At 70.8% G+C, this 25,191-nt stretch carries 30 protein-coding genes; 22 read left to right on the top strand and 8 right to left on the bottom strand.

The window, feature by feature from the left end; all coding sequences use genetic code 11:
- Positions 1-38: 38 nt before the first annotated feature.
- On the bottom strand, positions 39-605 hold the full coding sequence (locus tag ACFYQ6_RS09260) for a TetR/AcrR family transcriptional regulator (RefSeq protein WP_361576919.1): 567 nt from the start codon (positions 603-605) through the stop codon (positions 39-41).
- A gap of 48 nt (positions 606-653) precedes the next feature.
- Here ACFYQ6_RS09260 and ACFYQ6_RS09265 point away from each other — a divergent pair, with 48 nt between their 5' ends.
- The gene (locus ACFYQ6_RS09265; RefSeq protein WP_388761976.1) at positions 654-1,814 is read left to right on the top strand and encodes an alpha/beta hydrolase; all 1,161 of its coding nucleotides are present in this window, start codon (positions 654-656) and stop codon (positions 1,812-1,814) included.
- A gap of 188 nt (positions 1,815-2,002) precedes the next feature.
- Here the strand turns inward: ACFYQ6_RS09265 and ACFYQ6_RS09270 are convergent, their stop codons facing one another.
- Positions 2,003-2,830 carry a class I SAM-dependent methyltransferase gene (locus ACFYQ6_RS09270; RefSeq protein ID WP_388761979.1) on the bottom strand — a complete coding sequence of 276 codons (828 nt, stop codon included), beginning with the start codon at positions 2,828-2,830 and terminating at the stop codon, positions 2,003-2,005.
- A gap of 73 nt (positions 2,831-2,903) precedes the next feature.
- Here ACFYQ6_RS09270 and ACFYQ6_RS09275 point away from each other — a divergent pair, with 73 nt between their 5' ends.
- Both ACFYQ6_RS09275 and ACFYQ6_RS09280 read left to right on the top strand, forming a co-directional pair.
- Positions 2,904-3,518 carry a TetR/AcrR family transcriptional regulator gene (locus ACFYQ6_RS09275; RefSeq protein ID WP_361576925.1) on the top strand — a complete coding sequence of 205 codons (615 nt, stop codon included), beginning with the start codon at positions 2,904-2,906 and terminating at the stop codon, positions 3,516-3,518.
- A gap of 167 nt (positions 3,519-3,685) precedes the next feature.
- On the top strand, positions 3,686-4,405 hold the full coding sequence (locus ACFYQ6_RS09280) for a dienelactone hydrolase family protein (protein WP_388761983.1): 720 nt from the start codon (positions 3,686-3,688) through the stop codon (positions 4,403-4,405).
- 310 nt (positions 4,406-4,715) lie between these two features.
- On the opposite strand, the gene ACFYQ6_RS09285 is transcribed toward ACFYQ6_RS09280, so the two are convergent.
- On the bottom strand, positions 4,716-4,955 hold the full coding sequence (locus tag ACFYQ6_RS09285; RefSeq protein ID WP_388761986.1) for a hypothetical protein: 240 nt from the start codon (positions 4,953-4,955) through the stop codon (positions 4,716-4,718).
- Positions 4,956-5,332: 377 nt separating this feature from the next.
- Between ACFYQ6_RS09285 and ACFYQ6_RS09290 the strand changes: the two genes are divergently transcribed.
- The 6 genes from ACFYQ6_RS09290 (at position 5,333) to ACFYQ6_RS09315 (ending at position 10,190) form a co-directional block, all read left to right on the top strand.
- Positions 5,333-5,926, top strand: a complete 594-nt coding sequence (locus ACFYQ6_RS09290; protein WP_361576934.1) for an HD domain-containing protein — start codon at positions 5,333-5,335, stop codon at positions 5,924-5,926.
- A 134-nt stretch (positions 5,927-6,060) separates the two neighbouring features.
- Positions 6,061-6,669: a dihydrofolate reductase family protein gene (locus ACFYQ6_RS09295; protein ID WP_361576937.1), complete on the top strand. Its 609-nt coding sequence runs from the start codon at positions 6,061-6,063 to the stop codon at positions 6,667-6,669.
- 389 nt (positions 6,670-7,058) lie between these two features.
- The gene (locus tag ACFYQ6_RS09300) at positions 7,059-7,403 is read left to right on the top strand and encodes a hypothetical protein (RefSeq protein ID WP_361576940.1); all 345 of its coding nucleotides are present in this window, start codon (positions 7,059-7,061) and stop codon (positions 7,401-7,403) included.
- A gap of 348 nt (positions 7,404-7,751) precedes the next feature.
- Entirely contained in the window at positions 7,752-8,552 is an 801-nt protein-coding gene (locus ACFYQ6_RS09305; RefSeq protein ID WP_361576943.1) for an alpha/beta hydrolase, read from the top strand.
- Positions 8,552-9,835: a PP2C family protein-serine/threonine phosphatase gene (locus ACFYQ6_RS09310; protein WP_388761990.1), complete on the top strand. Its 1,284-nt coding sequence runs from the start codon at positions 8,552-8,554 to the stop codon at positions 9,833-9,835. Before ACFYQ6_RS09305 ends, ACFYQ6_RS09310 begins: the two co-directional genes overlap by 1 nt.
- Position 9,836: 1 nt before the next feature.
- The gene (locus ACFYQ6_RS09315; RefSeq protein WP_361576946.1) at positions 9,837-10,190 is read left to right on the top strand and encodes an STAS domain-containing protein; all 354 of its coding nucleotides are present in this window, start codon (positions 9,837-9,839) and stop codon (positions 10,188-10,190) included.
- Between the two features lie 592 nt (positions 10,191-10,782).
- Here ACFYQ6_RS09315 and ACFYQ6_RS09320 read toward each other — a convergent pair.
- Both ACFYQ6_RS09320 and ACFYQ6_RS09325 read right to left on the bottom strand, forming a co-directional pair.
- Positions 10,783-11,001: a DUF6243 family protein gene (locus tag ACFYQ6_RS09320; RefSeq protein WP_361576949.1), complete on the bottom strand. Its 219-nt coding sequence runs from the start codon at positions 10,999-11,001 to the stop codon at positions 10,783-10,785.
- 696 nt (positions 11,002-11,697) lie between these two features.
- Positions 11,698-12,072 carry a cupin domain-containing protein gene (locus ACFYQ6_RS09325; protein WP_388761994.1) on the bottom strand — a complete coding sequence of 125 codons (375 nt, stop codon included), beginning with the start codon at positions 12,070-12,072 and terminating at the stop codon, positions 11,698-11,700.
- 75 nt (positions 12,073-12,147) lie between these two features.
- Here ACFYQ6_RS09325 and ACFYQ6_RS09330 point away from each other — a divergent pair, with 75 nt between their 5' ends.
- Positions 12,148-12,621 carry a MarR family transcriptional regulator gene (locus ACFYQ6_RS09330; protein WP_361576955.1) on the top strand — a complete coding sequence of 158 codons (474 nt, stop codon included), beginning with the start codon at positions 12,148-12,150 and terminating at the stop codon, positions 12,619-12,621.
- Positions 12,622-12,874: 253 nt separating this feature from the next.
- Here ACFYQ6_RS09330 and ACFYQ6_RS09335 read toward each other — a convergent pair whose 3' ends face one another.
- Complete coding sequence (locus ACFYQ6_RS09335) at positions 12,875-13,807, bottom strand: NADP-dependent oxidoreductase (protein WP_361577271.1); 933 nt, start codon at positions 13,805-13,807, stop codon at positions 12,875-12,877.
- An 88-nt stretch (positions 13,808-13,895) separates the two neighbouring features.
- Here ACFYQ6_RS09335 and ACFYQ6_RS09340 point away from each other — a divergent pair, with 88 nt between their 5' ends.
- From ACFYQ6_RS09340 to ACFYQ6_RS09355, 4 genes are all read left to right on the top strand, one after another.
- A complete protein-coding gene (locus ACFYQ6_RS09340; protein WP_361576958.1) occupies positions 13,896-14,855 on the top strand; it encodes a helix-turn-helix domain-containing protein in 960 nt (319 codons plus the stop codon).
- 207 nt (positions 14,856-15,062) lie between these two features.
- Positions 15,063-15,914 (top strand): MFS transporter, encoded by an 852-nt coding sequence (locus ACFYQ6_RS09345; RefSeq protein ID WP_388761998.1) that lies wholly within the window; start codon positions 15,063-15,065, stop codon positions 15,912-15,914.
- Positions 15,911-16,255, top strand: a complete 345-nt coding sequence (locus ACFYQ6_RS09350) for a hypothetical protein (RefSeq protein ID WP_361576964.1) — start codon at positions 15,911-15,913, stop codon at positions 16,253-16,255. The genes ACFYQ6_RS09345 and ACFYQ6_RS09350 overlap by 4 nt, the downstream gene beginning before the upstream one ends.
- Complete coding sequence (locus ACFYQ6_RS09355) at positions 16,252-16,635, top strand: hypothetical protein (RefSeq protein WP_361576967.1); 384 nt, start codon at positions 16,252-16,254, stop codon at positions 16,633-16,635. Before ACFYQ6_RS09350 ends, ACFYQ6_RS09355 begins: the two co-directional genes overlap by 4 nt.
- A 21-nt stretch (positions 16,636-16,656) precedes the next feature.
- Here the strand turns inward: ACFYQ6_RS09355 and ACFYQ6_RS09360 are convergent, their stop codons facing one another.
- Complete coding sequence (locus ACFYQ6_RS09360; protein WP_361576970.1) at positions 16,657-16,977, bottom strand: hypothetical protein; 321 nt, start codon at positions 16,975-16,977, stop codon at positions 16,657-16,659.
- 260 nt (positions 16,978-17,237) lie between these two features.
- Entirely contained in the window at positions 17,238-18,017 is a 780-nt protein-coding gene (locus ACFYQ6_RS09365) for an IclR family transcriptional regulator (protein ID WP_388762249.1), read from the bottom strand.
- 192 nt (positions 18,018-18,209) lie between these two features.
- Here ACFYQ6_RS09365 and ACFYQ6_RS09370 point away from each other — a divergent pair, with 192 nt between their 5' ends.
- From ACFYQ6_RS09370 to ACFYQ6_RS09405, 8 genes are all read left to right on the top strand, one after another.
- Positions 18,210-18,320 (top strand): putative leader peptide, encoded by a 111-nt coding sequence (locus tag ACFYQ6_RS09370; protein WP_361576973.1) that lies wholly within the window; start codon positions 18,210-18,212, stop codon positions 18,318-18,320.
- A 197-nt stretch (positions 18,321-18,517) separates the two neighbouring features.
- The gene (locus ACFYQ6_RS09375; RefSeq protein ID WP_361576981.1) at positions 18,518-19,561 is read left to right on the top strand and encodes an ABC transporter substrate-binding protein; all 1,044 of its coding nucleotides are present in this window, start codon (positions 18,518-18,520) and stop codon (positions 19,559-19,561) included.
- Positions 19,558-20,571 (top strand): NrtA/SsuA/CpmA family ABC transporter substrate-binding protein, encoded by a 1,014-nt coding sequence (locus ACFYQ6_RS09380; protein ID WP_361576984.1) that lies wholly within the window; start codon positions 19,558-19,560, stop codon positions 20,569-20,571. Before ACFYQ6_RS09375 ends, ACFYQ6_RS09380 begins: the two co-directional genes overlap by 4 nt.
- Complete coding sequence (locus ACFYQ6_RS09385) at positions 20,568-21,407, top strand: ABC transporter permease (RefSeq protein WP_361576987.1); 840 nt, start codon at positions 20,568-20,570, stop codon at positions 21,405-21,407. The genes ACFYQ6_RS09380 and ACFYQ6_RS09385 overlap by 4 nt, the downstream gene beginning before the upstream one ends.
- Positions 21,404-22,210, top strand: a complete 807-nt coding sequence (locus ACFYQ6_RS09390; protein WP_361576990.1) for an ABC transporter ATP-binding protein — start codon at positions 21,404-21,406, stop codon at positions 22,208-22,210. Before ACFYQ6_RS09385 ends, ACFYQ6_RS09390 begins: the two co-directional genes overlap by 4 nt.
- Positions 22,211-23,107 (top strand): ABC transporter substrate-binding protein, encoded by an 897-nt coding sequence (locus tag ACFYQ6_RS09395; RefSeq protein WP_361576993.1) that lies wholly within the window; start codon positions 22,211-22,213, stop codon positions 23,105-23,107.
- A 5-nt stretch (positions 23,108-23,112) separates the two neighbouring features.
- Positions 23,113-24,186 carry an LLM class flavin-dependent oxidoreductase gene (locus tag ACFYQ6_RS09400; protein ID WP_388762005.1) on the top strand — a complete coding sequence of 358 codons (1,074 nt, stop codon included), beginning with the start codon at positions 23,113-23,115 and terminating at the stop codon, positions 24,184-24,186.
- Positions 24,187-24,819: 633 nt separating this feature from the next.
- Complete coding sequence (locus ACFYQ6_RS09405; RefSeq protein WP_388762008.1) at positions 24,820-25,119, top strand: hypothetical protein; 300 nt, start codon at positions 24,820-24,822, stop codon at positions 25,117-25,119.
- The last annotated feature ends 72 nt before the right edge of the window (positions 25,120-25,191 follow it).

A 25,191-nucleotide genomic window follows, 5' to 3' on the forward strand; every position in this document is an offset into this window, starting at 1 on the left:
GGCAAGGGCGGCCGACGACGTGAAGGGGCCGGGTGATGTCACGCTTCCCCGTACACCGTGACCAGGAGGTCGTCGACGAACCCGGCGATGTCGTCGAGTCCGGCTGCCGCCCGCGTGGCCGGGGCGTCGGCCACCAGGTGGGGGAGTGCGGCGTGCAGGGCCATGGTGACGGCGGCGGCCCGCTGCCGGCTCACGGGCAGGCCTGCGCTGCGCTGCGCTTGTTCGAAGTACGCGAAGTCGGCGGCGGCGAAGGCGTCGAGCGGTGCCGCCAGCCAAGGGACGCGTGTCGCCTCGCGTTGCAGTTCCATGAGCGCGCGCACCCGCACGCGGCCGGGTCCCTCCGCGTGCTCCAGGAGCGTGCGTAGCAGGTCGGCGAGGCCTGCCCGATCCGCGGGGACGGGCCTCGGGATCGCCGCGTACAGCTCGATGATGCGCTCCGTGCTCGCCCGCAACAGCGCATCCCTGGTGGGGAAGTAGTTCTTGGCCGTCCCGAGCGGCACACCCGCAGTGGCGTCGACGGCCCGATGTGTCAGGCCTCTGCTGCCGGATTCTGCCAGTACCTCGATGGCGGCATCGCCCAGGCGATCGCGTCTCTCCTTGTTCACCTCCCTAAAGTACCCCATCTGTGGTACCACAGATGGGGTACTTTAGAGATGTCGGTCGAGCTGGGGGGGGGTCTGATGGCGGCGGGTTATCTGACGACGGTGTTGCTGGCTGTGCTGATCGTGGTGTTCTGCTTGGTCCGCATCCGCGGACCGAAGCCGCTCTTCTACTTCAGCTACCGGCTCGGTCTTGTCTTCAACGAGATGCCGTTCCTCGTCATCTACGCGCTGGGCGCGTCGACCGCGCTGGCCTTCGCGGAGGGGGACATCGCCACGACGGCCGACACGGTGGTCGTCGGTGTCGCCGCGGCTGCGGCCGCCGGGCTCGTGGTGGTCGCCCTGCGCGGGATGCGGACCGCGCGAGTCGTCCAGCTCGCCCTGGGCGAAGCGCTCGGCGCCGGTACGGGCACGCGCCGCCGGCCTCCACTGGCGCGCATTCTGCTGAGGCCCGTCTTCCGCCGGCGCCGCGACGTCAGGCGGGTGGGCAACCTCAGTTACGGGGACGCGGGCCACCGAAACCTCCTCGACGTGTACCACCACCGCTCCCGCCCCGCGGGCGGCCCCGTGCTGATCCATTTCCATGGTGGCCACTACGACCAAGGCAGGAAGAACACCCAGTCACTTCCCCTGCTCTACCGCCTCGCCGGCCAGGGCTGGGTCTGCATCAGCGCCAACTACCGTCTACGGCCCGCCTTTTCACATCCCGCTCACTTGATCGACGCGAAGAAGGTGATCGCCTGGGCGCGCGAGCACGCTCAGGAGTACGGCGCCGGCCCCGCTGCCGCCGTGTTCGTGTCGGGCAGCTCCGCAGGCGGGCACATGGCGGCGCTCGCCGCTCTCATCCCCAATGAACGCCGCTACCAGCCCGGGTTCGAGGACGCGGACACCTCCGTGAGCGCCGCCATAGCTCTGAACGGCTATCTCGGGGTGTACTTCGACGGGGACCCCGCGACCTCGCCGGTGAACCTTGTCCGGGCGGACGCTCCGCCGTTCCTCATCGCCCACGGCGACCTGGACGAACTGGTGGACACGGAGAACCCCAAGGCCCTTGTCACCGCCCTGCGCTCCGTCTCCACATCGCCGGTCGTGTACGTCGAGATGCCGGGCGCGCACCACGCCTTCGACCTGTTCCACTCCTTCCGCTTCGAGGCGCTCATCGACGGCATCGAGGAGTTCGCCGCGTGGGTGAGGGCGGGGGAGCGGGCCATCTAGGCGCACCTGGGCGTACGGGGCGGCCACCGCGCTGACCCGGCGGCCTCTCGCTCATGGATCTGCCCGAGCACGCGTGATCCGGTGGACCGTGTCGGCCGTCCCTCGCGGGGCGCCGGGCTCCGCGCACCGGGCAGGGCGCCCACCAGGACCGCGGGCTCCCAGGGCTTCGGCAGGGACCGGGCTTCGGCTCAGGCGGTGCCGACGCGTACGGCGGTGGTGGCCAACGTGGTGAACTCCATCGTGAAGCGTCCTCCCAGGGCGTCGATGGCGCTCCCTGCCGCGCCCAGAACGTCGGCGAGTTGCTCCGGACGCAGCTGGGTGAGGCCGCCGGTGGTGGGCAGCAGCTCAAGCCACTGGTCGCGCGTGTAGGACTGCTGCCAGTCGAAGCGCCACTGTTCGGGTTCGCGGAACTGACCCGTCTCGCGCATTCTGTCGGCGAAATTCGCGTATCCGGCTTGGTAGAGGGCGAGGGGATTCCGGGCAGGCCGGCCGTTGAGCGGCGAGTCGGGAGCGACCCGCCGGTAGGCAGCGGCGAAGGGTTCGGCCACCTCGACAGGTGGCTCGTACACGTGCCCGAAGATCGCGAGCAGGCCACCTGGGCGCAGTACACGCGCTGCCTTCCTGGTCCCGGCTGCCGGATCCACCCAGTGCCACGACTGGGCGGCGACGACCGTGTCGAACGTCCGGCCCGCCGGCTCCCAGGCTTCGAACGCCGCCACCTCGACCGTCAGACCGCGGGCCCTTGCGAAGTCGGCCATGCGCGCATCCGGTTCCACGCCGAGTACGGTGCGACCGGCCGCCTGGAACTGGCGGCCTGCGATGCCGGTGCCGCAGCCGACGTCGAGCACGTCGGGCCCCGGGCTCCTGGCGACGATCCGGGCCACCAACGCGTCGGGATAGCCGGGCCGGGCTGCGTCGTAGCGTTGCGCGTCCACGCCGAACGACTCGGCCATACGCCTGACTTCGTGCGGCTCCGACGGGGCCGGAACCCGTTGGCCTCGCGGTACAGTGGGCATGCGCCCACCTTAGTGGGCGCATGCCCACTAGGCAACGGATGCCGGCATGCCGGTGCACGGGAAAGGTTTGCGAGTGCCGACAGGAGTGCACCTTCGTGACGCTCGACAGCAACTGTTCGACGCTGCCGAACGCGTGCTCCTGCGGGACGGACCGAACGGCCTGACCAGCCGGGCCGTCACCGACGAAGCGGGCTGCGCGAAGGGCGTTCTGCACCGGCACTTCAGCGACTTCGACGCCTTCCTCGCCGCCCTCGTGCTCGACCGGGCCGCGCAGCTGGAGGCGCAGGCGGGTGAGCTCCGTGAGTCTGCGGGAACCGGCACGGTGGCCGAGAACCTCACCGCCGCGCTGACCGCCCTGTTCGGCCCGATTCCGGTGGCGATCATCCCGCTCATCACCTTTCGGGACGAGCTGCGCGCGCGACTCCGGCAGGCGAGGCCCGGGGGCGGCATCGCGATCCTGGCCGAAGCCACGACCGCGGTCTCCGCCTACCTGGCCGACGAGCGTGACCTGGGCCGTATCGCGGCCGACGCCGACATCGACTCGCTCACCCTCTCCCTGGTCGGGGGAGGGCACCTCCTCCACGCGGACCGCGACGCCCCGTCCCCGGCAGTTGTCAACAAGCTCGTCACCGCGGTCATCGCCGACGCCGTACACCGGCGACCGGTCCGGAAAACCCCTCGGAACTGATTGGCGGACCACGGTGGCCGCTGCTACGTTTCCGTAGGCCGTGCGACAGAACGAGGAGGTGGTACCCGTGAACGCAGTATCGACATGGGTGCTCTCCTGCGGAGTCACGGTCGGGCGGTAGGTCGTCCGGGAGCGCCGTATTCACAGCACTCCCGAAGGACACGACCATGCACTTCACATCCGAGCAGTGCCTCGACGACGGCATCCTCGAACGCGAATTCACCATCGGCGAGATCCCCGGCACCCTGTGGACGCCTGGATCCGCACCGGCTCCGCTGATCCTGATGGCCCACAACAACGGCCTGCCCAAAAGCGCGTCCCGTTTGGTGGCCCGGGCCCGGCACACGGCGGCGTACGGCTACGCGGTGGCCACCATCGACGCCCATGGGTGCGGGGACCGGCCCCGTTCCGCCGCGGACGAGCAGGCACGTGCCGACCTCCGCCGGGCGATGCAGGCGGGCGAGCCGGTCGACGAGCTCTTCGAGTCCCTGATCAGCCCGCTGGTCGAAAAGGCGGTCCCGGAGTGGCAGACCGCCCTGGACACACTCCAGTCGTTGCCCGAGATCGGCCATACGGTCGGGTACTCGGGGTGGACTGCCGTCGGCATCCGGTTGGCGGTGGCAGAGCCGCGCATCGCGGCTGCCGGCTTTTTCGCCGGGGGCTATGTGCCCCGCGCGCAGCGCGAGGAGGCCCGGCAGCTCACGGTTCCGCTGCTGTTCCTGCTGCAGTGGGACGACGAAGGGAACCCCCGGCAGCGGGCGTTGGACCTGTTCGACGCCTTCGGCAGCAGGGAGAAGACGCTGCACGCCAACATGGGCGGACACATCGGGACCCCTTGGTTCGAGATGGAGGACGGAGGCCGGTTCTACGACCGCCACCTGAAGTAGGTCCGGTTCCTGCGACCGGACACCTGAGGTGAGCCCGGTTCTTCGACCGGCATCAGGCCATGAGCGGCGCCGGCCAGGACGCTGATCGTAGGGGCAGGCCCCCGGGCTCCCCTCTGTTCCATGTCGCGGGTCCCTGCCCACCGGGCAGGGACCCGCGATGCCCGCAGGCGATGCACGGCGCTCAGGCCGGATCCATCGCACCCGCCCCCAGTGGCACCCGCGCCCACGGGGTGCACGGTCGTGGACGTTGTGGCACCACCGCTGTTACTGCCGTGCCAGGTGACCAGGGCCGGTGAGCGGAGCCGTGGACTCATCCCTCTGCGCCGGTCACCACCACCCGAAGGCCAAGCAAGCCAGAGCGCGGCCCGCGACCACCGACACCAGCCCGCACCGCAGGAGTTGCCGGAAGAGAGCCCCCACGGTCATCGGGCTCCGCGGCGCCGAGAATCGGCCCACCGGTGATGCCCAGCAGCAGCTCACTGATACGGGTGAAGGCGCCCAGCTCCTGCATCAGGCCGACGCAGGTGAGGAGCCCGCCGATGAGCAGCACGATGTTCCACGGGATGCGCGAGATGAGCTCGTCCCGCTCGCTTCGGGCGACGGTGCTTCTGCCCCGCGGCAGTGGACGCACCTGGCCGACAGCCTCAAAACCTTGGGGACGTCCCCCAGCTTGCGGGACGGCGGGCCTGATCGTTCCTCGACGCCGTCCACCCGGCCCGGGGTGCCCTGTCCTGTGGCGAGACTCGCATCGTGAGCTGCGCCTTTTCGCGCAGGGTCGCCAGGCGCTCAGCCGCACCGAGCGGCGAACCGCCCTCGGCGCCTGCGATGACCCCGCCTGCCGATCACGCAGCTCCAGGATCTCGTGTTCGCTGCGAGAACCACGGTGTGGCCATGGGAGGAGGGCGGGGTCAGTACCCTGTAGCGGTGATGGCCGACACCCTCTTGACGAGAGCGATAAGCGGCGCTGTCGATCCGCCCCTGTCTCCTCTGCCGGACCGTGTCGCTGAACTTCTGACGCGGCTGGGAAGCCCACCACGGCTGGCAGCGCACCTGCGCGCCGTCCATGACGTCGCGCGCCGGCTGGTCGGCTGGATGCAAGAGCGCTACCCCGCCGTGATCTTCGACCGTGACGCAGTGCTTTTCGGGGCCGCCACGCACGACATAGGAAAGACGGTGCACCTCGACGAGCTCGGCGGTCCCGGGTCGGCACACGAGGAGGCAGGGCAGGCGCTTCTGCTCGGCCACGGCATCGGACCGGAGTTCGCGCGCTTCGCCGCGACCCACGCGTCATGGGCGGAGGCGGAGGTCGACTTCGAGGACCTGCTGGTCAGCCTCGCCGACAAGATCTGGAAGAACAAGCGTGTCCCTGAACTGGAGGATCTCGTCGTGGCCCGGCTGGCCCGGGCGACGGGCCGGGCGGCATGGGAAGAGTTCATCGCGCTGGACGAGATCCTCGCTCGCATCGGCGACGCGGCCGACGAACGCCTGGCGTTCCAGGCCTCTTTCCCGATCCACGCCTGAGGTCCCGGGCGAAGGGCCACGACGAACGCCGGCGGCCGTGGAACGATCCCTTCAGCTCCTGCCACGCTGACCAGGCCCCGCCGATGAGTTTCCGGCGGTCGCACAGTCCACCCATCGACACGAAGGAGCACACCATGCGTAAGATCATCGTCTGTACGTTCCTGTCGTTGGACGGCGTCATGCAGGCGCCGGGCGGTCCGGACGAGGACGCCGAGAGCGGCTTCGAGCACGGCGGCTGGCAGAAGCCGGTGTCCGACGACCAGGTCGGCGAGGCCATCGCCGGCTGGTACGAGAACTCCGACGCGATGCTGCTCGGCCGCAAGACGTACGACATCTTCGCGGCGTACTGGCCGACCGCGGATCCTGGCAACCCGTTCACCGAGCGGATGAACAGCATGCGCAAGTACGTGGCGTCCCGGACCCTGACGTCCCTGGAGTGGGAGAACGCCACCCTGCTGGAGGGCGACGTCGCCGATGCCGTGCGCGAGCTGAAGGCGTCCGACGGCGGTGACATCAACGTCGTCGGCAGCGGAGACCTCGCCCAGACGCTCATGCGGCACGACCTGGTCGACGAGTACCGGCTGACCATCCACCCGGTGATCATCGGCACCGGCAAACGGCTGTTCGCCGACGGAACGGTTCCCACCGCTCTGGAGCCGGTGGGTGTCTCGACGACGAAGAGCGGCACCGTCGTCGGCGCCTACAGGCCGGCCGGGAAGCCCGCATACGACAGCTACGAGTAGGGGCCCTGACAGCACGCCACGAGGGTGCACCACGCGGCTGCCATCAGGGTCGGCATCGATGCAGGCGAGACCCGTTCCGATCGCTTGTGGTCGGTAGGAGCGGCTGCTGTGCCTTCGCGCTCCGACGCATGTGAGGTCGTTCTGGGAGGCGGCCACAGCCTCCTTGGCGAAGGGGCGTGGGCTGCGGAGCGCTTGGTGGAACCGGCATATGCATACAGGTTCACAGCCCGTGCGGTGGCCGACGAGCAGGGGTAGCGGCTTGCCGCCATTACACGTGGCCTGGTCTCTTCTCTCGTTTCGGCGGAAGCTGCCCCTCCGCCGAGGAGCCGTTCATATGATCGCTTTCGGCTCCCGCGAGGGGTGGGAGCTCTTCAAAAAGAGGGGGCCACATGTCGAACATGTCCAGACGTTCGCTGCTGGGATATTCGGGGACGGCGGCGGCGGGGGCCGTATTCGCTTCGGCCGGAACTGCCGAGGCCGACGACACGAAGGCGACACAAGCGCCGGCGGTCTTCGCACCGGGGACCAAGTTCGAGACCAGCGCGAGCATGGCCGAATCGGACCTCATGATGGAAATGACGTTCAGCGTCCGGGTGGACTGGCCCAACGGCTATCCCTCGGCGCAGGAGATCACTCCCCTGGAGGTCGCCAACGCACTGTCGGCGATCGCAGAGTCGAAGGGCTGGCCCCCGCTCACGTTCTACGGTGCCCAGGCTCCCGCCCCGCTGACCTGACATATCCGCGGCAAGGCCGGGGACGTACCGTTCCTGGACGGGGCTCCCCGGCCGAGCGACGATGGACGACGTCGGTGATCGGCGGCGGAAGATGTGCCGCTGACTGCCCTGGGGGCGTCAACGACCCTTGACCATCAGGCCCCGGTGCTCCTCGCGCCCGTAGGAACGTTCCGTCGACGCGCGTAGGGACGTTCCGTCGAGGAGGGCACTGCGGAGAGGGCCGTGACCGGCCCCGCTGATGCGGACGCAGGGGTTGCGTGCCGAGCCACTGATCTTGGCCTAACGCAGGGGCGCCCGGGCGCAGGGCCCCCTGCCTGGGGCGGGACGGTGGATGGGAAACTGGCGGGTATGGATATCCGTCGCAGGAACAACGTCACCGTCACAGGCCGTGCGGACGGGCCGGTCCTCCTGCTGGCTCACGGGTTCGGCTGTGACCAGAACATGTGGCGTCTGGTGGTTCCCGCGCTGGCTGAGAGCTATCGGGTGGTGCTGTTCGACTACGTGGGTTCAGGCCGGGCGGACCCGTCGGCCTGGGACGAGTGGCGCTACAGCTCGCTGGAGGGCTACGCGCAGGATGTGCTGGACGTCTGTGAGGAACTGGACCTGCGGGACGTGACGTTCGTGGGCCACTCGGTCAGCTCGATGGTCGGGGTGCTCGCGGCGGCGAAGGCGCCGCAGCGCCTGTCCCGCCTGGTCATGGTCGCGCCCTCGCCCTGCTACATCGACGACGAGGAGTACCGGGGCGGGTTCAGCGCCGAGGACATCGACGAGCTGCTGGAGTCGTTGGAGTCGAACTATCTGGGCTGGTCGGCGGCGATGGCCCCGGTCATCATGGGCAATGCGGACCGGCCGGAACTCGGCCAGGAGCTGACGACCTCGTTCTGCGCGACCGACCCGGACATGGCCCGGGTCTTCGCCCGCACGACGTTCCTGTCCGACAGCCGCCAGGATCTGAAGACGATCACGGTGCCGACGCTGATCCTGGAGTGCAGGCAGGACGTGATCGCTCCCCGGGAGGTCGGTGCCTTCGTCCGGGACGCGATTCCCGGGAGCCGCCTGGTGACCCTGGAGGCGACGGGGCACTGCCCGCAGCTGAGCGCGCCGCAGGCCACCCTGGCGGCGATCACCGACTTCATGGGAGCGGCCTGATGATGTGCCGCACCGACCAGTCGGCGCCCGAGCCGGGGGAGGAGCAGGACGTGGACGCCACGGACGCGGTGTTCACATCGCTGCTGGAGGACAGCGCCGAGGAGCTGTACGAACAGGCGCCGTGCGGGTACCTCTCGACTCTGATGGACGGCACCATCGCAAAGATCAACACCACGCTGCTGGACTGGCTGGGCCTGGAGCGGTCCCGTGTCGTGGGCCGGATGAGGTTCGCCGATCTGCTGACGGTGGGCGGCAAGCTGTACCACGAGACGCACTTCGCGCCGCTGTTGCAGATGAAGGGCGAGGTCAGTGGCATAGCCATGGACATCAAGACCGCCGGCAAGCAGCGGATGCCGGCGCTGGTCACCTCGAAGGTGAAGACCAGCGAGGACGGCGAGCCCATGCTGATCCGCACCACCGTCTTCGACGCCCGTGAGCGCCGCGCGTACGAGGCCGAGCTGCTGCGCGGCCGCAAGGCGGCCGAGGAAGCACGCCGGCAGGCCGAGGCCGACCGCATCCGGCTCCAGGAGGCGCTGGCCGTTCTCCAGCAGAGCCTGCTGCCCCCCGAACTGCCCGAGGTTCCGGGCCTGGAGACCGGCTCCTACTACCACACCGCCTCCCCGGATCTCCTGGGCGGCGACTTCTACGACCTGTTCCCCGTGGGGAGCGGCCGGTGGGCGTTCTTCCTCGGCGACGTGTGCGGCAAGGGCCCCCAGGCCGCCGCGGTCACCTCTCTGACCCGCCACACCCTGCGCGCCGCCGCCTTGCACGACGCCGACCCCGTCACCGTGCTGAACACGTTGAACACGGTGCTGCACGATCGGTACACCAGCGGCGACACCCGCTACTGCACCGCCATATTCGGTGTCCTGGAACCCGACGACGGGCACTTCGGCGTGCACCTGGCTTCCGGCGGTCATCCTTCCGCGCTGATCCAGCGCGCGGACGGAAGCGCCGACTACCTGCCCACTCCGGGCGGGCTGCTCGTCGGTGTCCTGCCCCAGGCCTCGTTCACAGCCGCCCGTGCGCGGCTGCTGCCCGGAGACACCCTGCTCCTCTACACCGACGGCCTGACCGAAGCCCGCACCGGACCCGATCGCGAGCTCTACGGCGACGACGCCTTGCGCGCCTTCACCGCGGCCCAGCCGCCGGCGGGGCCGAAGGCTCTGATCACCGCCCTGAGCGGACTGCTCGCCTCCTTCGGCGACGGGCTCGACGACGACACCGCGCTACTCGCCCTCGGCGTGCCCGCCGCCCTTCCGACCCCCGGAGCGAAGGTCTGACATGAGACCGTTGACGATCACCACCCGCGAAGCCGTCACCGGTCCCGTACTGGAGATCACCGGTGACCTCGACCACGAGACGGCGCCCGAACTGCGCAAGGCCGTGGACGACCTGCCGTTCGCCTCGGGGCAACTGCTGGTCCTGGATCTGGCCGGCCTGGCCTTCTGCGACTCCAGCGGGATCAGCGCTCTGCTGTCCGCCCGGAACCTGGCCATCGAACACGGCGGCCGCATAGCCCTCGCCGCGGTTCCCGCCAACACCACCCGCATCCTGCGCATCGTCGGCCTGGACCAGGTCTTCGCCATCCACCCGAACGCCGCCACGGCCACCGCCCGCAGGTCCGCCACCGGCTGATCCTGCCCCGGGCAGCGCAGTCGGCCGAGGAGAGCGGCCCGGCCGGGCCGGGCCTGAAGCCGCTGCAACGACGCCCGGGTGTGCCTGGCCGGACAGCCGCCGGCGGGAGCGAGGCCATCACGCAGTGACGCATCGCGCGCATGGGCCCGTCCGCGGTGGGCGAGATACCCGCCGACGCCACCGACCGGCACACCGGTGCCACGCCGCTGCCGCTGGTCACGGACCCCGTCCTGACCGATCCGGTCCTGACCGGCCTGCTGTCCGGACTGCACGGCGCCTCGGTCGAGGGTGCGGGCCATCTGGACCGCGAGGAGCTCCTGACCGCGGTCGTCCTGGCGATGTCCGAACGCGGGGCCACGCGCGTTCCGCGGGTGCGGACCCTCGCGGGCCGGACCCGCCTTTCGCGCGGAGTACGGCATGCCGCCCAGTGCCTACCAGCGGGTCGACGGTGCCCGGTACGAGAGCAGAGCCGCGATACGGCATCAGCGCCGGGACGAGGCACCAGTGCCCCGATACGGCCCCAGGGGCCCGGACCGTGTCGCGCGGTCCGGGCCCCTGGGGCCGTGCGGTGCCGCCTTGTGGCGGCGGTGCGTCAGCTCTGGGCGGTGTTGTTGTCGCTCGACTGCCCGGCGGCCTCAGCCGCGCCTGTCTTTTCGCGCATCTTGCGAACCAGCTCTGCCTTCCGGTCGGCGGCGCTGCTGCGGTCGAAGTTGCGGTGCGGACCGTGGTTCTGCCGTTCGGCGCGGGACTGCCTCTTGCGCTGGCCGCCCCCCTGGCCCACGGGGTTGTTGATGTTCTTGCTGTCGGTCATGGGTTCTCCCGGTGGCGATGTGAAGTGATCTACGGATTCGTCGGTAGGGGGATGGGCGCGGCGACGTCGCAGGACGTCAGCGCGGGGGCCCGTCACGCTCCCGCTCGTAAATCAGTGTCTGGAAGAACATGACAATGACGTTACCCGGTTCCGCGGGCCCCGCGTGCCAAGCTCTTCGCCGCTCCGGCGTCGGCCGGGCCTTCGGCGAGTGCCCCACGGGTCCCGCTGGTCGCGGGGCACTCTGAGCGACGATCATCCGTCGGTCCGCACGCGTCCTGACGGATGATCGCGGTTGTAGGCGGGGTGCTGCCGGGGCTGGGTCTTGATACATCAACTGCGCCTGTATCTGGCTGCCATCGTGTGGCCCACCTTCTTCGGTTCCCAGCGCTTCTCGTCGAGCATCCGGCGACACCGTACGGGCCAAGGTCTGGCTCCCCGAGCCTGCTGTAACCGCTCGCAGGTGAATCACAGTGCGGTGTCCACCCCTTCGTTCTCGAACATGTCCAGCGATCCGGTGAGGTACCGCGCCTGCGCGCCTCGTCCAGGACCACGCCGTCCGCACCTGCCAGGCCGTGCCACCCTGGTCGTGTTCCCGTCCTGCGGCCCAGCGCGGTCACACACCTGCTGCGCGGCCTCGACGGCGAACGGGCCGCCGGAACGATCGGGGGCCTGGCCGGGCCGTCGACGGGCCAGGAGTCACTCGGCCCAGGGAAGCGGGATCCTGTCCTCGCTGCCAGGCAGCATCGCCTTGCCGCCCACGGCCATGGCGACCAGGGCCTCCGCCGGGCCACCCACGGCCTTCAGCCGCCGTACCGCGCCGGCGGGCACGATGACGGCCTGACCGGTCGTGGCCTCCCCCGTGCTGCCTTCCACCTCGATCTCGAACTCGCCCGACAGAGGCATCCACACCTGTTCACGGTCGATGACGTGCACCGGCGTGGCGGAGCCCGCGCCGATCTCCACTCGCCAGGTGCTGACCTCGGTGCTGCCCTGGCTGGGGGCAGCCAGACCGAACATCGAACCGCTCGGCGTCCTGGTCGTCCGCTGCTCGCTTTCGCTGACCACGTACATGTACACCCCTCTTTGTAAAGCCACTTTACTTGCGCTGAGTAAAGTGGCTTTATTCAGGTGTGTCAAGATGACCCGGTGGAAAACCGTGACCCCCTCGAACGCGCCGAACTCACCTTCCTGCTCGGCATGGCCTTCCAGCTCGTCCTCTCCGAGTTCGTGAACCGTCTCGACGCCGTCGGCTACGCCGACCTGCGCCCCATGCATGGCCTGGTCTTCCAGGCGCTACGCGGTTCCGGTGCGACGAGCAGCGAGCTGGCCGAGCAGCTCGGGGTCACCAAGCAGGCTGCCGGCCAGATCATCGACGATCTGGAGAGGCGGGGTTACGTCGAGCGGCGACCGCACCCTGCCGGCGGCCGCCGCAAACTCGTCGTCCTCACCGACAAGGCGCACGAGCACCTTGCTGTGGCCGGCCGGATCCTGCATGAGCTGGAGGCGCGGTTGACGGGGCAGCTTCACGAGGCCGGCCGGCAGGTTCCGCGCGCCGAACTCGCGGCGGTGATCCGCGCGTTGGCTGGAGACACGATCCCGCCGTGGCGCCCGGTCTGGTGAAACGGTGCGATGCCGTTGCGAAGGGGCACGGTCGTGGCGACTGCCGTGTGCAGCGTCGCCAGGCCGCGAGAGACCGAGCCCGTGAACGCGGCTGGTCCATCGGCGCCGAGCGGTTCTCTCCCGTCGCCCTGGTCCAGTTCGGGGCTGGGGCTCCGAGGTCGTCACCCACTCGACGACCGCACCACAGGGTTCGCCGCTGGGGGCACCGCGGGAGTACTCCCTGGTGCCTGCGCCTGCGCCGCAGCATCGGTGCTCAGGAAACGGTCAGCACGATCTTGCCGGTGGTGCGTCCCGTCTCGCCCAGGGCGTGGGCCTTGGCTGCATCGGCGAGCGGGAAGACGGCCTCGATGTGGGCGCGCAGGGAGCCGGAGGCGACCAGGTCGGCGACGGCGTTCATGCCGGCGTGGTCGGCTTCGACGAGGAGGGTCTCGACGCGGACCTCGCGGGCCGCTGCCTTCGCGGCCTCCTCGGGGTCGGTGCCCGGTAGGAGCGAGACGAGGATGCCGCCGGGGCGCAGGACGTCGAGGGAGCGGGCGCGGGTGTCACCGGAGAGCGGGTCGAGGACCATGTCGACGTCCTGGACGGCGTCGCGGAAGTCGGTGCTGCGGTAGTCGACGACCTCGTCGGCGCCGAGGGACCGGACGAAGTCGTGTTTGGGGGCACTGGCGGTGCCGATGACGTACGCGCCGCGGGACTTGGCGATCTGGACGGCGAGGTGGCCCACCCCGCCGGCGGCCGCGTGGACCAGGACGCGCTGTCCGGCGTGGACCGCGGCGGTGTCGGCGATCGCCTGGTACGCGGTCAGGGCGGCGAGCGGCAGGGCGCCGGCCTGGATGTGGTCGATGCCGGCGGGCTTGTGCGCGAAGGCGCGGGCGGGGCCCGTCACGTACTCGGCGTGGGAGCCGACGCCGTGCGGGTAGGGCAGCATCCCGAAGACCTCGTCGCCGGGCTTGAACAGGGTGACGCCGAAGCCGACGGCCTCGACGACGCCGGACACGTCCCAGCCGAGGACCAGCGGCAGACGGCCGAGGAAGAGGCCGGCGGCGCGGTGCTTCCAGTCGGTCGGGTTGACGCCCGCGGCGCGGACGGCGACGAGGATCTGGCCGGGGGCGGGCGTGGGGCGGGGCAGGACGACCTGGGCGAGGACCTCGGGCGAGCCGTGGGTGTCCTGGCGGATGGCGTGCATGGTGATGGGATTCGTCATGTGCCCCAGCCTTGCTGGAGGCGCTTCCCCGTACCATGGCATGAATGCCAACTTACGACGGGATCGTGCCATGACCGCTGTTCATCGTGTCGCCGTCCTCGCCCTGGACGGGGTGTACCCCTTCGAGCTCGGCATTCCGAGCAGGGTCTTCGGCGCGCTCCAGGACCGCTACGAGGTCGTGACGTGCTCCGTCGACGGCGGACCCGTCGCCACGAACGCCGACTTCTCCGTGACGGTGGGGCACGGCCCCGACGTTCTGTCGACGGCCGACACGGTGCTGCTGCCGCCCTTCGACATCTCCCGCCTCTCGCGCGAGCTGCCGCCGGGAGCGGCCGAGGCCCTCGCGGCGGTACGGCCCGGGACGCGGATCGTGTCGATCTGCACGGGGGCTTTCGCGCTGGCGGCGGCCGGACTGCTCGACGGGCGGCCCGCCACCACCCATTGGGCCGTCGCCGACGTCTTCCGCGCCTGGTATCCGACGGTGGCGCTCGACCCGGACGTGCTGTTCGTGGACGACGGCGACGTGCTCACCTCGGCCGGCGCCGCCTCCGGCGTCGACGTCTGCCTCCACCTCGTACGGCGGGATCACGGTACGGCTGTCGCCAACCACGTGGCACGGGTCTGCGTCGTGCCACCGTGGCGGGACGGCGGGCAGGCCCAGTACATCGAGCACCCGGTGCTGCCCCCGTCCGTGGCCGGCACGTCGGCCACCCGCCAGTGGGCGCTGGAGAACCTGCACGAACCGCTGACGCTGATCCAGCTCGCCGGGCATGCCCGGATGAGCCGGCGCACCTTCGTGCGCCGGTTCAACGAGGAGGTCGGGACGAGCCCGGGGCGCTGGCTCATCCAACAGCGGGTGTCCCGGGCCCAGCACCTGCTGGAGACCACGGACCTGGCCGTCGACGACATCGCCGGCCAGGTCGGTTTCGCCACCGGGACGTCGTTGCGTGAGCATCTGCACGCCGCGATCGGCGTCTCGCCGATGGCGTACCGCCGCACCTTCCGGGGCGCCGTCGCCCCGGCGGGGTGAGCCCGCTCGGCCCACCCGCCACAGCTGTGGACGGTACGGGCCGAGCGGGCTCACCGGGGCGGCGGCTACAGCCAGGGCCGCCGCTTTCACGGCGGCGTCGTTGGGGCTGTTCAGCCGCTTGCCCTGCCACCGGTCCTCTCGCCTCTGACCGGTGAGCAGAGCTGATCCCCTTACGCCCTGGTCCCCGCCAAGTCACGCACCGGCCGAGTGCCCGACCTGGCGGGTGGCCTGCTGCTCACCCTCTGCGTCGGTTCGGCGGTCTACGGCCTGACGCAGGCGCCCGGCCACGGCTGGTCCTCGGCGTACGTGCTGTCCGCCGCCGGCGTCACCGTGCTCGCGGGCGTGGCGACCGTGTTGCGGGCGCTGCGGCACCAGCGGCCCGCTCTGCGGCTCGACCTCTTCCGCAGCCGGCCCTTCGCCGTCGCGAGCGCGGTCTCCCTCATGTACGGGACCGCACTGTTCACCACGATGCTGCTCGGCGTGCTCTTCATGACCGACGCCTGGAACTACTCCGCCCTGGAGGCCGGCCTCGCGATGACCCCCGCGGCGCTCGTCACCGCCGTGGTCGGCATCGGTACAGGCCGGCTCCCCGTCGCCCTGACCCCGCGCGCGATGGTGGCCGCGGGCTCAGCCCTCGTCGCTGCCTCGACGGCGGTCCTGGCCCTGCTGATCGACACGGAGCCGCACTTCTGGACGCTCTGGCTCCCCGCCGGAACGGTGATGGGCGCCGGCGTGGGCATGGCCACCGTCGGTATCTCCAGCGCCGCCGCCCTCTCCGCCCCGCCCCAGCACTTCGCCGCCGCGACAGGCATGGTCATGGCGGCCCGTCAGGTCGGCGGTGGCCTCGGTATCGCAGCCACGGCCGTGATCGTCGCGGAGGCGGGGGGCGCGGGCGCGGAACCGTACGCCGCCGTGTACTGGTTCGCCACCGCCGCCGGCCTGGCCGCGGCCCTCGGCGGTCTCGCCCTGCACGTCACGGACCCGCACCCGCCGACGCCCCCGGCCGCGACGGGCCGAGCGCCGGCCACCACGCGAACACTTGAAGGAGACCACAGATGACCTCCGAACCGGACAGGATCGACCTGCAAGACCTGCCCACCGACACCGCCGCCGAGCTGTCCGACCCGTACTGCATGGCCCCGGACGCCGCCGCCGAACTACTGCGCGATCTCCCGGGGAACCGGCTGGCCGTGCTGGGTGACAGCGTCACCGCCGGCGTGATGGGCCCCCTCCCCGGCTACCACGACCGTTCCTTTGCCGACCGTTTCACCGACGCCCTCGCCGCCACCCGCCCCGGCTTCGCCTCCGTCAACCTGGCCACGCCCAACCTCCTGGTCGCAGAGATCCGTGACCGACAGCTCGTGCCTGCGCTGGAGTTCGAGCCGGACGTGGTCGGGTGAGCGCAGGCGGCAACGACGCCTTCCGTGGCTTCGACCCGGAGGCGCTACGGGCCGACCTGAGCTCGCTCCTCACGCCCCTCGTCGAGAGCGGCGCCCTCGTCATCACCATCGGCCTGTTCGACCTCGCCCGCTCGGGCCTCGTCCTGCCGGAACACGCTGACGGCATGGCCCGCCGCTTCGACGCACTCGACCGCATCACCACCGACCTGACGCACACCCTCGGCGGCATCCACGTCGACACCCATCACCACCCCCTCGCCGCCGACCCGGTCATCTACGCCGCCGACCGCGTCCACGCCAACGCCCGAGGCCATGCGGTGACCTTCGCCGCCATCGCGACCAGCCTGTCGGGCCACTCCCGGAATTGGGCAGCGGATTGAGCCGGATGTCGCTTCACCCGGTCACAGACCGGCGACGTCCTCGGCCCGCTTCAGCACGGAGCCGAGCGCCCCCACCACGGCGTCGTGCCGCCTCTCGCGCGCCGCCCGGTCCGCCTGCACCAGCCGGGCGGCGGTCTGCACGGCACAGGCGTCCGGGTCACCGAAGGCAGCCCGCGGGTGCTGCCCCGTCTCCGCGCAGTGCGTCGTGACCTCCTTGACCGCCTCGAGCACGACTGCCCGGTCCACGCCCGGCTGCATGGCCAGCCGTACCTGGAAACGCGCCATCCACTTCTCGCGGTCCTTCTCCGTCGCCGCGTCCGTCATCCGGTCCTTCTTCGCCACGTGCCCTCCCAGGTCATCGGCAGCCGTCGTCGTTGAGATGGACGCCGGGGCATGAAGTGGAGTTGCGAAAGGGGGAATCCGATCGATGGTAGGGCTTGCGTGAACCCACCGTGTCGACGAGGTGGATGCGTACCGGGGCGCCTTGCTGATGCGCGGGCGACGCGCGGACGTGACGCGACACCAGCGTCATCCCAGATCTCCCCTTGCCGCCGACCGCTCCTCACGAGCTCGCGAGAACCGCGGAACCGGTGCCGCGTCCGTCAGGAGGGCGGCGGCCTGCGCTCCGCCGGGGTGAGCAACAGCACCTCCAGCGCGTGCGCACACGAGCGGGCCTGTTCCAGGAACCAGTCGGTGCGTTCGGCGGTGATCACGGACGGAGTGGCGCGGACGGCGAGCGCGAACCGTGCATGGCCGGCGCCGTCCAGGACGGGCACGGCCAGGGTGCGCACCCCCGGGGCCGACTCCCCGTCGTTGAGCGCGTACGCATCGGCACGTACGCGCTCCAACTCGGCTGCCAGCCGCGCTGGTTCCACGATCGTGCGGTCGGTGAAGGCGTGCAGCGTGAGCCCGGCGGGGCCGCTGTCGCCCGGCCGGGCCCAGGCGAGCAGCACCTTGCCCAGAGCGGTCGAGTGCAGCGGCCGGCGCAGCCCCACCCGCGGTGTCACCGAACCGCCCGCGACGATCACGGCATGCGGGCCGCTGCGCAGAGCCAGGTCGGCCGTCGCGCCGGTGCGCTCGGCCAGGTCGGCCAACTCCGGTGCGGCCAGATGGAGGCCGCGCTGGTGGTACGACAGCCGGCCGAGCTCCGTCACCGCAGGTCCCAGTCGGTAGCGCGCCGTCCGTGCGTCCTGTTCCAGGAAACCCGCGCCCAGCAGCGTGCGGGCCAGTCGGTGGGCCGTGGAGGCCGAGAGCTCGAGGCGCCGGGCGAGGTCGGCAGCGCTCAGGTCGGGGCCGTTGTCGTGAAAACAGTGCAGAACGTCCAGCGCCCGCTGAACCGCCTGTGCCCCGCCCGGAGCACGTGCCGCCGCTGCCTCGCTCATGCCGGTCTCGCTCTCCGCTCGGGAGGTGTAAGGGACCATGATCTCCACATTACGGGAGTGAGGAGTCCCCGAACCAGGCTGTGCAACGTGCTGTTCACAGCCGATCCCACATGATGGGAGGCCAGTTGTGGCGGGCGTGAGCCCGTGGCAGTCTGCAGTCCTCACCACCGGCGTACGGAAAGGAGCAGTGCCATGGCCGGCCTCAGTGCCACGTCCCCCGGCAGCTTCGTTCCGGTCACGCTCGCTCTCACGCTGCGCCGTCACATCGACCTGGCGCGCGTCACCAGTGCCGCCTGTCGCTGAAGCCCCGCACCTCGACGCCTGTCGCTGAAGCTCACTGCCTCGTGTACCCCTGACGCTGCGTGGCGTTCAGGCTCGCGCACTCCGCTGACGCGCCCGGCTGTTCCGCGTCGCCCTCCGCCGCACGCGGACCGTGCCCCTGTGCTTCGGCCCGGGCGCACCCTGCCCCCTGCTCTGTCCACCCTCTTCGGGAAGAGACCATGTCGCATTCCGTCGCGCTGCCCGACACCCTCTGGTTCACCCGCTGTCCCGTACCCACCGCGACGGGCATCGCCGCCGACCGGCACTGGCTCAGCGAGGAGTTCGCCCAGGACGGCATCGCGGTGCGTTCCCTTCAGGACGCCGCCCCCGACGCGGACCGTGCCACCCACTACACCCACGCGCTGCCGGGCCTGTTCCGCGAAGGCGGCAACGTGCCCGCCCTCTGGGCCCGTTCGCGAGGCGAGGCGACCCGGCTGATCGGCCTCACCTGGATCGAGGAACGCCAGGTCGTGCTGGTCGCTCCCGGAGCCGGGATCAGGGGAGCCCACGCCCTGCGCGGCCTGCGGCTCGCCGTGCCCTCGCACGCCATCGCGATCGACTTCTGGCGGGCCATGGCCCTGCGCGGATTCGAGGGCGCGCTCGGCTCTGCCGGCCTGGAGCTGGGGGACGCCGTACTCGTCGACGTACCCGCCGACGCGTACGAGGGCCAGTGGGCCGCCGAGCTCGCCGCACTGCGGCGTGGTGACGTGGACGCCGTGTACGTGAAGGGCGCCGTCGCCGTCGAGGCTGCTCGCCGGGCAGGAGCGGAAGTCGCCGTCGAACTCGACGAACTCCCCGACCCCCGGTTCCGCGTCAACAACGGCACGCCCCGCCCCATCACCGTCCACCAGCGGCTGCTGGACGACCACCCCGACCTCGTCGACCGGTTCCTCGCCGTCCTGCTCAGGGCGGCCGACTGGGCCACCAGGCATCCCGCCGACGTCGATCGGATTTTGGGCGCCGAGACCGGGGCGGGCGCCGACGGGGTCGCCGGCGCCTATCGCCCCGGCACCCACCTCACCCTGCAGCCCAGCCTGTCGGCCGAGCGCCTCGCCCTGCTGGCCGAGCAGGAGGCCGCGCTGCGCGCCCACGGCTTCCTCCCGGAGCGCGTCGACGTCGACGACTGGGCCGACCTCGAGCCCCTGAGCAGGGCTGCCGACCGCGCAGGCCTCCACCCAGCCCTTTCACCCGCCCCCGAACCCGAAGGACCGCTCTCCGCATGAACCTCTACCGATCAGTCCGTACGACGTTCGCCCCCGCCTTCCTCACGTTCACCGCCGCCCTCGTCCTCAGCGCCTGCGGTACCTCCGACGCGGACAGCGGATCCGGCGCCACGAGCACCGTCACCGTTCGCATTCCCGACCCCGGCAACTCAGGAGTCCTCGCCGCCGGCAAGAAGGACGGCAGCCTCGACGAGGCCCTCGGCAAGGTGGGTGCCCAGGTGGAGTGGACCGGAAGCGCCGGGCCCTTCGCCCCCGCGGCTCAGGCGATGAACGCGGACCAGCTCGACTTCGCCACCGGCTCCATCACCTCGGGCATCACCTCGCTGGCCCAGCGTCCCGGATTCAAGTTCTTCACCGCCGTCGACCCTGATGCGGCGGGCGAGGGCATCCTCGTCCGAGACGGTTCGGGCATCGACTCCGTCGCCGACCTGGTGGGGAAGAAAGTCGCCGTCAACCAGGGCGGCACGGGTGAGTACCTGTTGCTGAAGGCGCTGGCCAAGGAGGGTATCCCGGCGGACAAGGTCCAGCGGGTCTACCTGCGGCCCGACCAGACCGCGGCCGTCTTCAACGCGGGCAAGGTCGATGCCTGGGCCGTCTGGGCCACCTACGCCGTGGCCGAGATCGGCAGCGGCAAGGCACACTTCGTCGCCGACGGCGCGGCCATCGGCTCCGACAACTACAGCCTGAACGCCGTGCGGACCGGCTTCGCCGAGCAGCACCCCGAGGTCGTCAAGGCGCTCTACACGTACCTCCACACGTCCAGCGTCAAGGAGAAGAAGGACCCCGCCGCCTACCTGAACGTCTTCACCGATGTCGGGCCCACCGCCGTCACCGGCAAGGCCGAAGAGGTGCAGACCGGATTCATCGCCCAGGGCGGCACGGTCGATCCGATCGGCCCCGAGGACATCACCCGCTTCGAGGCCGTCGCCGCCTTCTACGCGGAACAGAAGGTCACCAAGAACAAGGTGGACGTCGCGGCCCACCTCCTGGACGTGGAGAAGCTGACATGAGTGCCGTCTCCGGGACAACAGCCGCAGAGGGCCTGATCACACCCCGCCCCGCGCTCCGCACGACGCGCAGCCGGCCCTTCGCCGTGACCGTCCGGGCACTGGGCCCGGTCGCTCTGCTCGCCCTGTGGTGGGCGGCCTCGGCGACAGGGGTGCTCACTGCCGACGTGCTGGCCTCACCCGCAGAAGTACTGCGGGCAGTGGGCGAGTTGTGGGGGAACGGGCAGTTGCCTGACGCGCTCACCACCTCGCTGACCCGCTCCGGCATCGGTCTGCTGGTCGGCCTCGCCGTCGGGCTCACCCTCGGTGTCATCACCGGATTCACCAGGATCGGGGACGAGCTTCTCGACTCCTCGCTCCAGACCCTGCGCACCATCCCCTTCCTCGCCCTCGTACCGCTCTTCATGGTCTGGTTCGGGATCAACGAGACGGCGAAGATCCTGCTGATCGCCGTCGCCACCACTTTCCCGATGTACGTGTCCACGTCGAGCGGGGTACGCAACACCGATCCCAAGCTCGTCGAGGCCATGCGCAGCTTCGGGATGAGCCGGCTCGCCGTGGTCCGCGAGGTCGTCATCCCAGGGGCTCTGCCGTCCCTTCTGGCCGGACTGCGACTGTCCATGACGCTCAGCGTGATCGCTCTCATCGCCGCCGAGGAGATCAACTCCACCGAGGGCATCGGCTATCTGATGTCTCAGGCGCAGAGCTACGCCCGTACCGACATCCTCGCCGTCTGCATCCTGATCTACGGCCTGCTCGGCCTGGCCGCCGACATCGTCGTACGGCTGCTCGAGCGCGTCCTGATGCCGTGGCGGATCCCGCAAGGAGGGACACGATGACCGCCGCAGCGGAACGCCCTGCCGTACGGGTACGGGGCCTGCGCCGGGTCTTCGGCACCAGGGCCGTGCTCGACGACCTGCAACTCGACATCGCACGCGGCGAGTTCGTGGCCCTGCTCGGCGCAAGCGGGAGCGGCAAGACCACCTTGCTCCGCATCCTGGGCGCGCTGGACTGTGCCGACGGGGGAGAGGTGCTGGTCCCCGAGGCCCGCACCATCGTCTTCCAGGAACCCCGCCTCGTACCGTCCAAGAAGGTGCTGGCCAATGTGACGGTCGCCCTTCCGCGCAGCCGCGGCCCGCACGGGCTCAGGGCCCTGGCGGAGGTCGGCCTGGAACGGCACGCCGAGGCATGGCCCGGCACGCTCTCCGGCGGCGAGGCCCAGCGCGTAGCCCTCGCCAGGGCGCTGGTACGGGAGCCCGAACTGCTCCTGCTGGACGAGCCGTTCGCCGCGCTGGACGCCCTGACCCGGCTGAAGATGCAGGACCTGGTGGGGGAGCTGTGCCGCAAGCACCGCCCCGCAGTCCTGCTGGTCACCCATGACGTCGACGAGGCCGTACGACTCGCTGACCGCGTCGCCGTCCTGCGCGACGGGAAGCTCGTCACCGACGAGTCCGTCGACGTCGGCAGGCCGCGCGACCCAGGCGATCCCGCGTTCGCCGCACTCCGTCGCCGGCTGCTCGACGACCTGGGGGTCGACGCCGGCCACGGCCTGCATCGGCCCGGTGAGGGCCCCGGTCCGCGGCCCGCCCCCTCCTCCCCGCCCTCGCAACTCCTCACGTCTTCCGAAGCCGGAGTGATCTGAATGACCATCACCATCGGGGTGCACAGCAGCAACCCCTCCCTCTACCACCTCTACCACCTCTCCCGTCTCGGCTTCGCGCAGGAGGAACTGGCCGCGCTCGACGAGACAGTCGCCTTCTTGCCGTACACCAACGGGGTCCGCACCGGCGAACTGCTCACCCAGGGCGTCATCGACTTCGGCGGCACCGGATCGACCCCTCCTGTCACAGCGCAGGCCGCGGGCCACGACCTCGTCTACACCGCGGTCTCCGCCCCACGTCCCGGTCACGGCGCCCTCCTGGTGCCCGAGGACAGCCCCGTCCGCACGGTCGCCGACCTGAAGGGCGCGACCGTCCACCTGGCGATCGGGTCCTGGCAGACCCACCTGATCGCCAAGGCGCTGGACGACGCCGGGCTCTCGTACGCCGACGACATCACCGCGGTCCGCAGCGGCGGTGACAGCGAGCGGCTGCTGCGCTCCGGAGAGATCGGCGCCTGGGTCGCCCAGGGCCCCGAGCTCGCGGCCGCACGGAGGGCCGGGGGACTGCGCACGCTCGTCGCCACCGGCGACGTGATCTCGGACCGCTCCGTCTTCTTCACCCGGCGCGACTTCGCCGAGAACCGCCCCGAGGTCGTCGAGGCGCTCACCCGAGCCCTCCGGCGGGCCGACGACTGGGCGGCAGCCAACCCCCGCGCCGCCGCCGAGATCGCCGCGGCGGACCTGGGCGGGAGCCCCGACGACTGGGAGACCGCGCTGCGGGCCCTGCCGTGGAAGATCGAGGCCGTGAGTGACGAGTTCATCGCCGAGCAGCAGGAGGCCGCGGACATCTTCCACCGCACCGGCTTCATCGACCGGCCGGTCGAGGTCGCCACAGCCCGGGCGCGCGTCACCGGTTCTGCCGGCACGAAGGCGGTCTGAGCGCCGTGGCGGCAGAAGTCCTCTGGTACATCATCCCGCGCGAAGGCGCCTATCCGTGGGAGCCCGAGGGCCGGCGGACCGCCGACCTCGGCTACCTGAGCCGGCTCGCCGGCTCCGTCGAACAGCTCGGATACAGCGGCGCCCTGCTCGCCACCGACCTGTACGACGTCTGGCCGCTGGGCAGCGCCCTCGCGGCGTCCACCAGCACCCGGTTCAAACCGCTGCTCGCCGTCCACCCCGGACTCGTCTCGCCGACCCTGCTGGCCAAGATGGCGCTGAGTTTCGACCAGCTCTTCGGCGGCCGGCTGCGCTTCAACGTGGTCAACGGTTCCACGAAGGCACTGCGGGAGTACGGACTCCATGTGGAGCACGACGAACGGTACGCCCTCAGCGCCGAGTACTGGTCGATCGTGAAGCGGCTGACGGCCGGAGAGGTCTTCGACCACAAGGGCCGCTTCTACGACCTGAAGGACGCGGGCGCCTCGTTCCGGGAGCTGAAGCCCGTGCAGGAGCCGCACATCCCGCTGTGGTTCGGCGGCTCGTCGGACCCGGGGATCGAGATGGCGGCCGAACACGTCGACGTCTTCCTCACCTGGGGTGAACCGCCGCACCTGCTGAAGGAGAAGCTGGAGAAGGTCCGGGCACGGGCCCGCGCCCACGGCCGCACCCTCCGCATCGGGCTGCGGCTCCACCTCATCGTCCGCGACACGGAGGACGCGGCATGGGCCGCAGCTGACCGGCTGCTGGACGTCACCAGTGAGGCCACGTACGCACGCATGCTCGGGGACCGGGCGGGTGAGGAGGGCGTGGGGTGGCAGCGTCAGTTCCGCCAGCACGGCGGACGGGTTCCTGCCCGGGCCCGTGAGCTGGAGACGTACCCCAACATGTGGCCGGGTATGAGCCTGTTCCGGCCAGGCCCCGGCACGGCGGTCGTGGGCTCGACGGCCCAGGTCGTCGAGCGTCTCGAGGAGTTCGAGGCCCTGGGTGTCGACACGTTCATCCTGTCCGGGAACCCTTTGCTGGAGGAGGCCTACAGAGTCGCGGAAACGGTGCTTCCGGCGCTGGGCGTCACTCGCTGACCCACCGGCCGGCCGGGGGGCGTGGCGTCGCGACCCGGCCGACTCGCCTGGGCGGGGATGACGGCCGGCTGAGCGTGGGCGAGCAGGTCGCGTGAGCCGGTCCGGTCCCGTCCGGGCAGCCGTAACCGGCGGGGCCGGGCAACCCGCGCATCGAAACAGCCGGACGGCACGCCCTCGGCACGCCGTCCGGCTGTGGTCAGTCCGTAGGCCACCGCCGGCTCGGCGGGCTCGACGCCACATCAGTGCACCGCCGACGTGCGCTGCTCCGTTGCGGCACGCTCGGAAAGCGGGCGCGAACCGCCAGGTCGCGGCCGGTGCCGAAGCCGCCACCGACACCGCCTCATGCCCGCTGGTCCGGTTGCCGGGGTCGCGCACGACCGGGCGCGCCGCCCCGGTGCGGCCTCACCTCTCCGCTCCCGGGCCCAGCGCCTCGTGGACCGCGCGCAGGCAGGCCGCGGTGGCCGGGTCCTCCCGGGTGGTGGTCCGGGTCTGCCTCTACCCCGGCTTCTCTCCAGTGCGCCGGACCCTCCACGCGCAGCAAGCCGCTGCTCTGCGCACTCCTCTCCCGCTTCCGCGCGCAGGTGACTGAGTGTGGTGTCGGCCGAGTGTGGTGGGATGGGTGACCCAGCCACCATGACCCGCTCGGAGTCTGCCGCGATGCCCGCGTTCCCGTCTCTGTCCCACGCCTTGGCCGAGGCCTTGGTCGACGTACTGTGGTTCATCGAGGGCGCTGAGGACGACCAGATGGATCCGGACGACGCCGTCAAGGTGTCGGAGGGAGTCGCCCACCTGGTCAGCACGCTTCCGAGGACCCAGCGGAGCGAATTGGTCGGTCTTCTCGCGGCGATGGCCGAAGCGGAGCCCGACCCCGGGCGACGGGCGTTCCTGGATGAGTTCCCGGAGTCCTTCGGACTAGTCGAGGAAGCGGCCTGACCGGCACCCACCGTGAGTGTGCAGGCATACCGACCGCCGAGGCCGCCTGCCCGAGCAGCCGAAGGCCGGCGC

Origin of the sequence: Streptomyces sp. NPDC005494 (assembly GCF_042872025.1) — a bacterium.
In the GTDB taxonomy this organism is placed as follows: domain Bacteria; phylum Actinomycetota; class Actinomycetes; order Streptomycetales; family Streptomycetaceae; genus Streptomyces.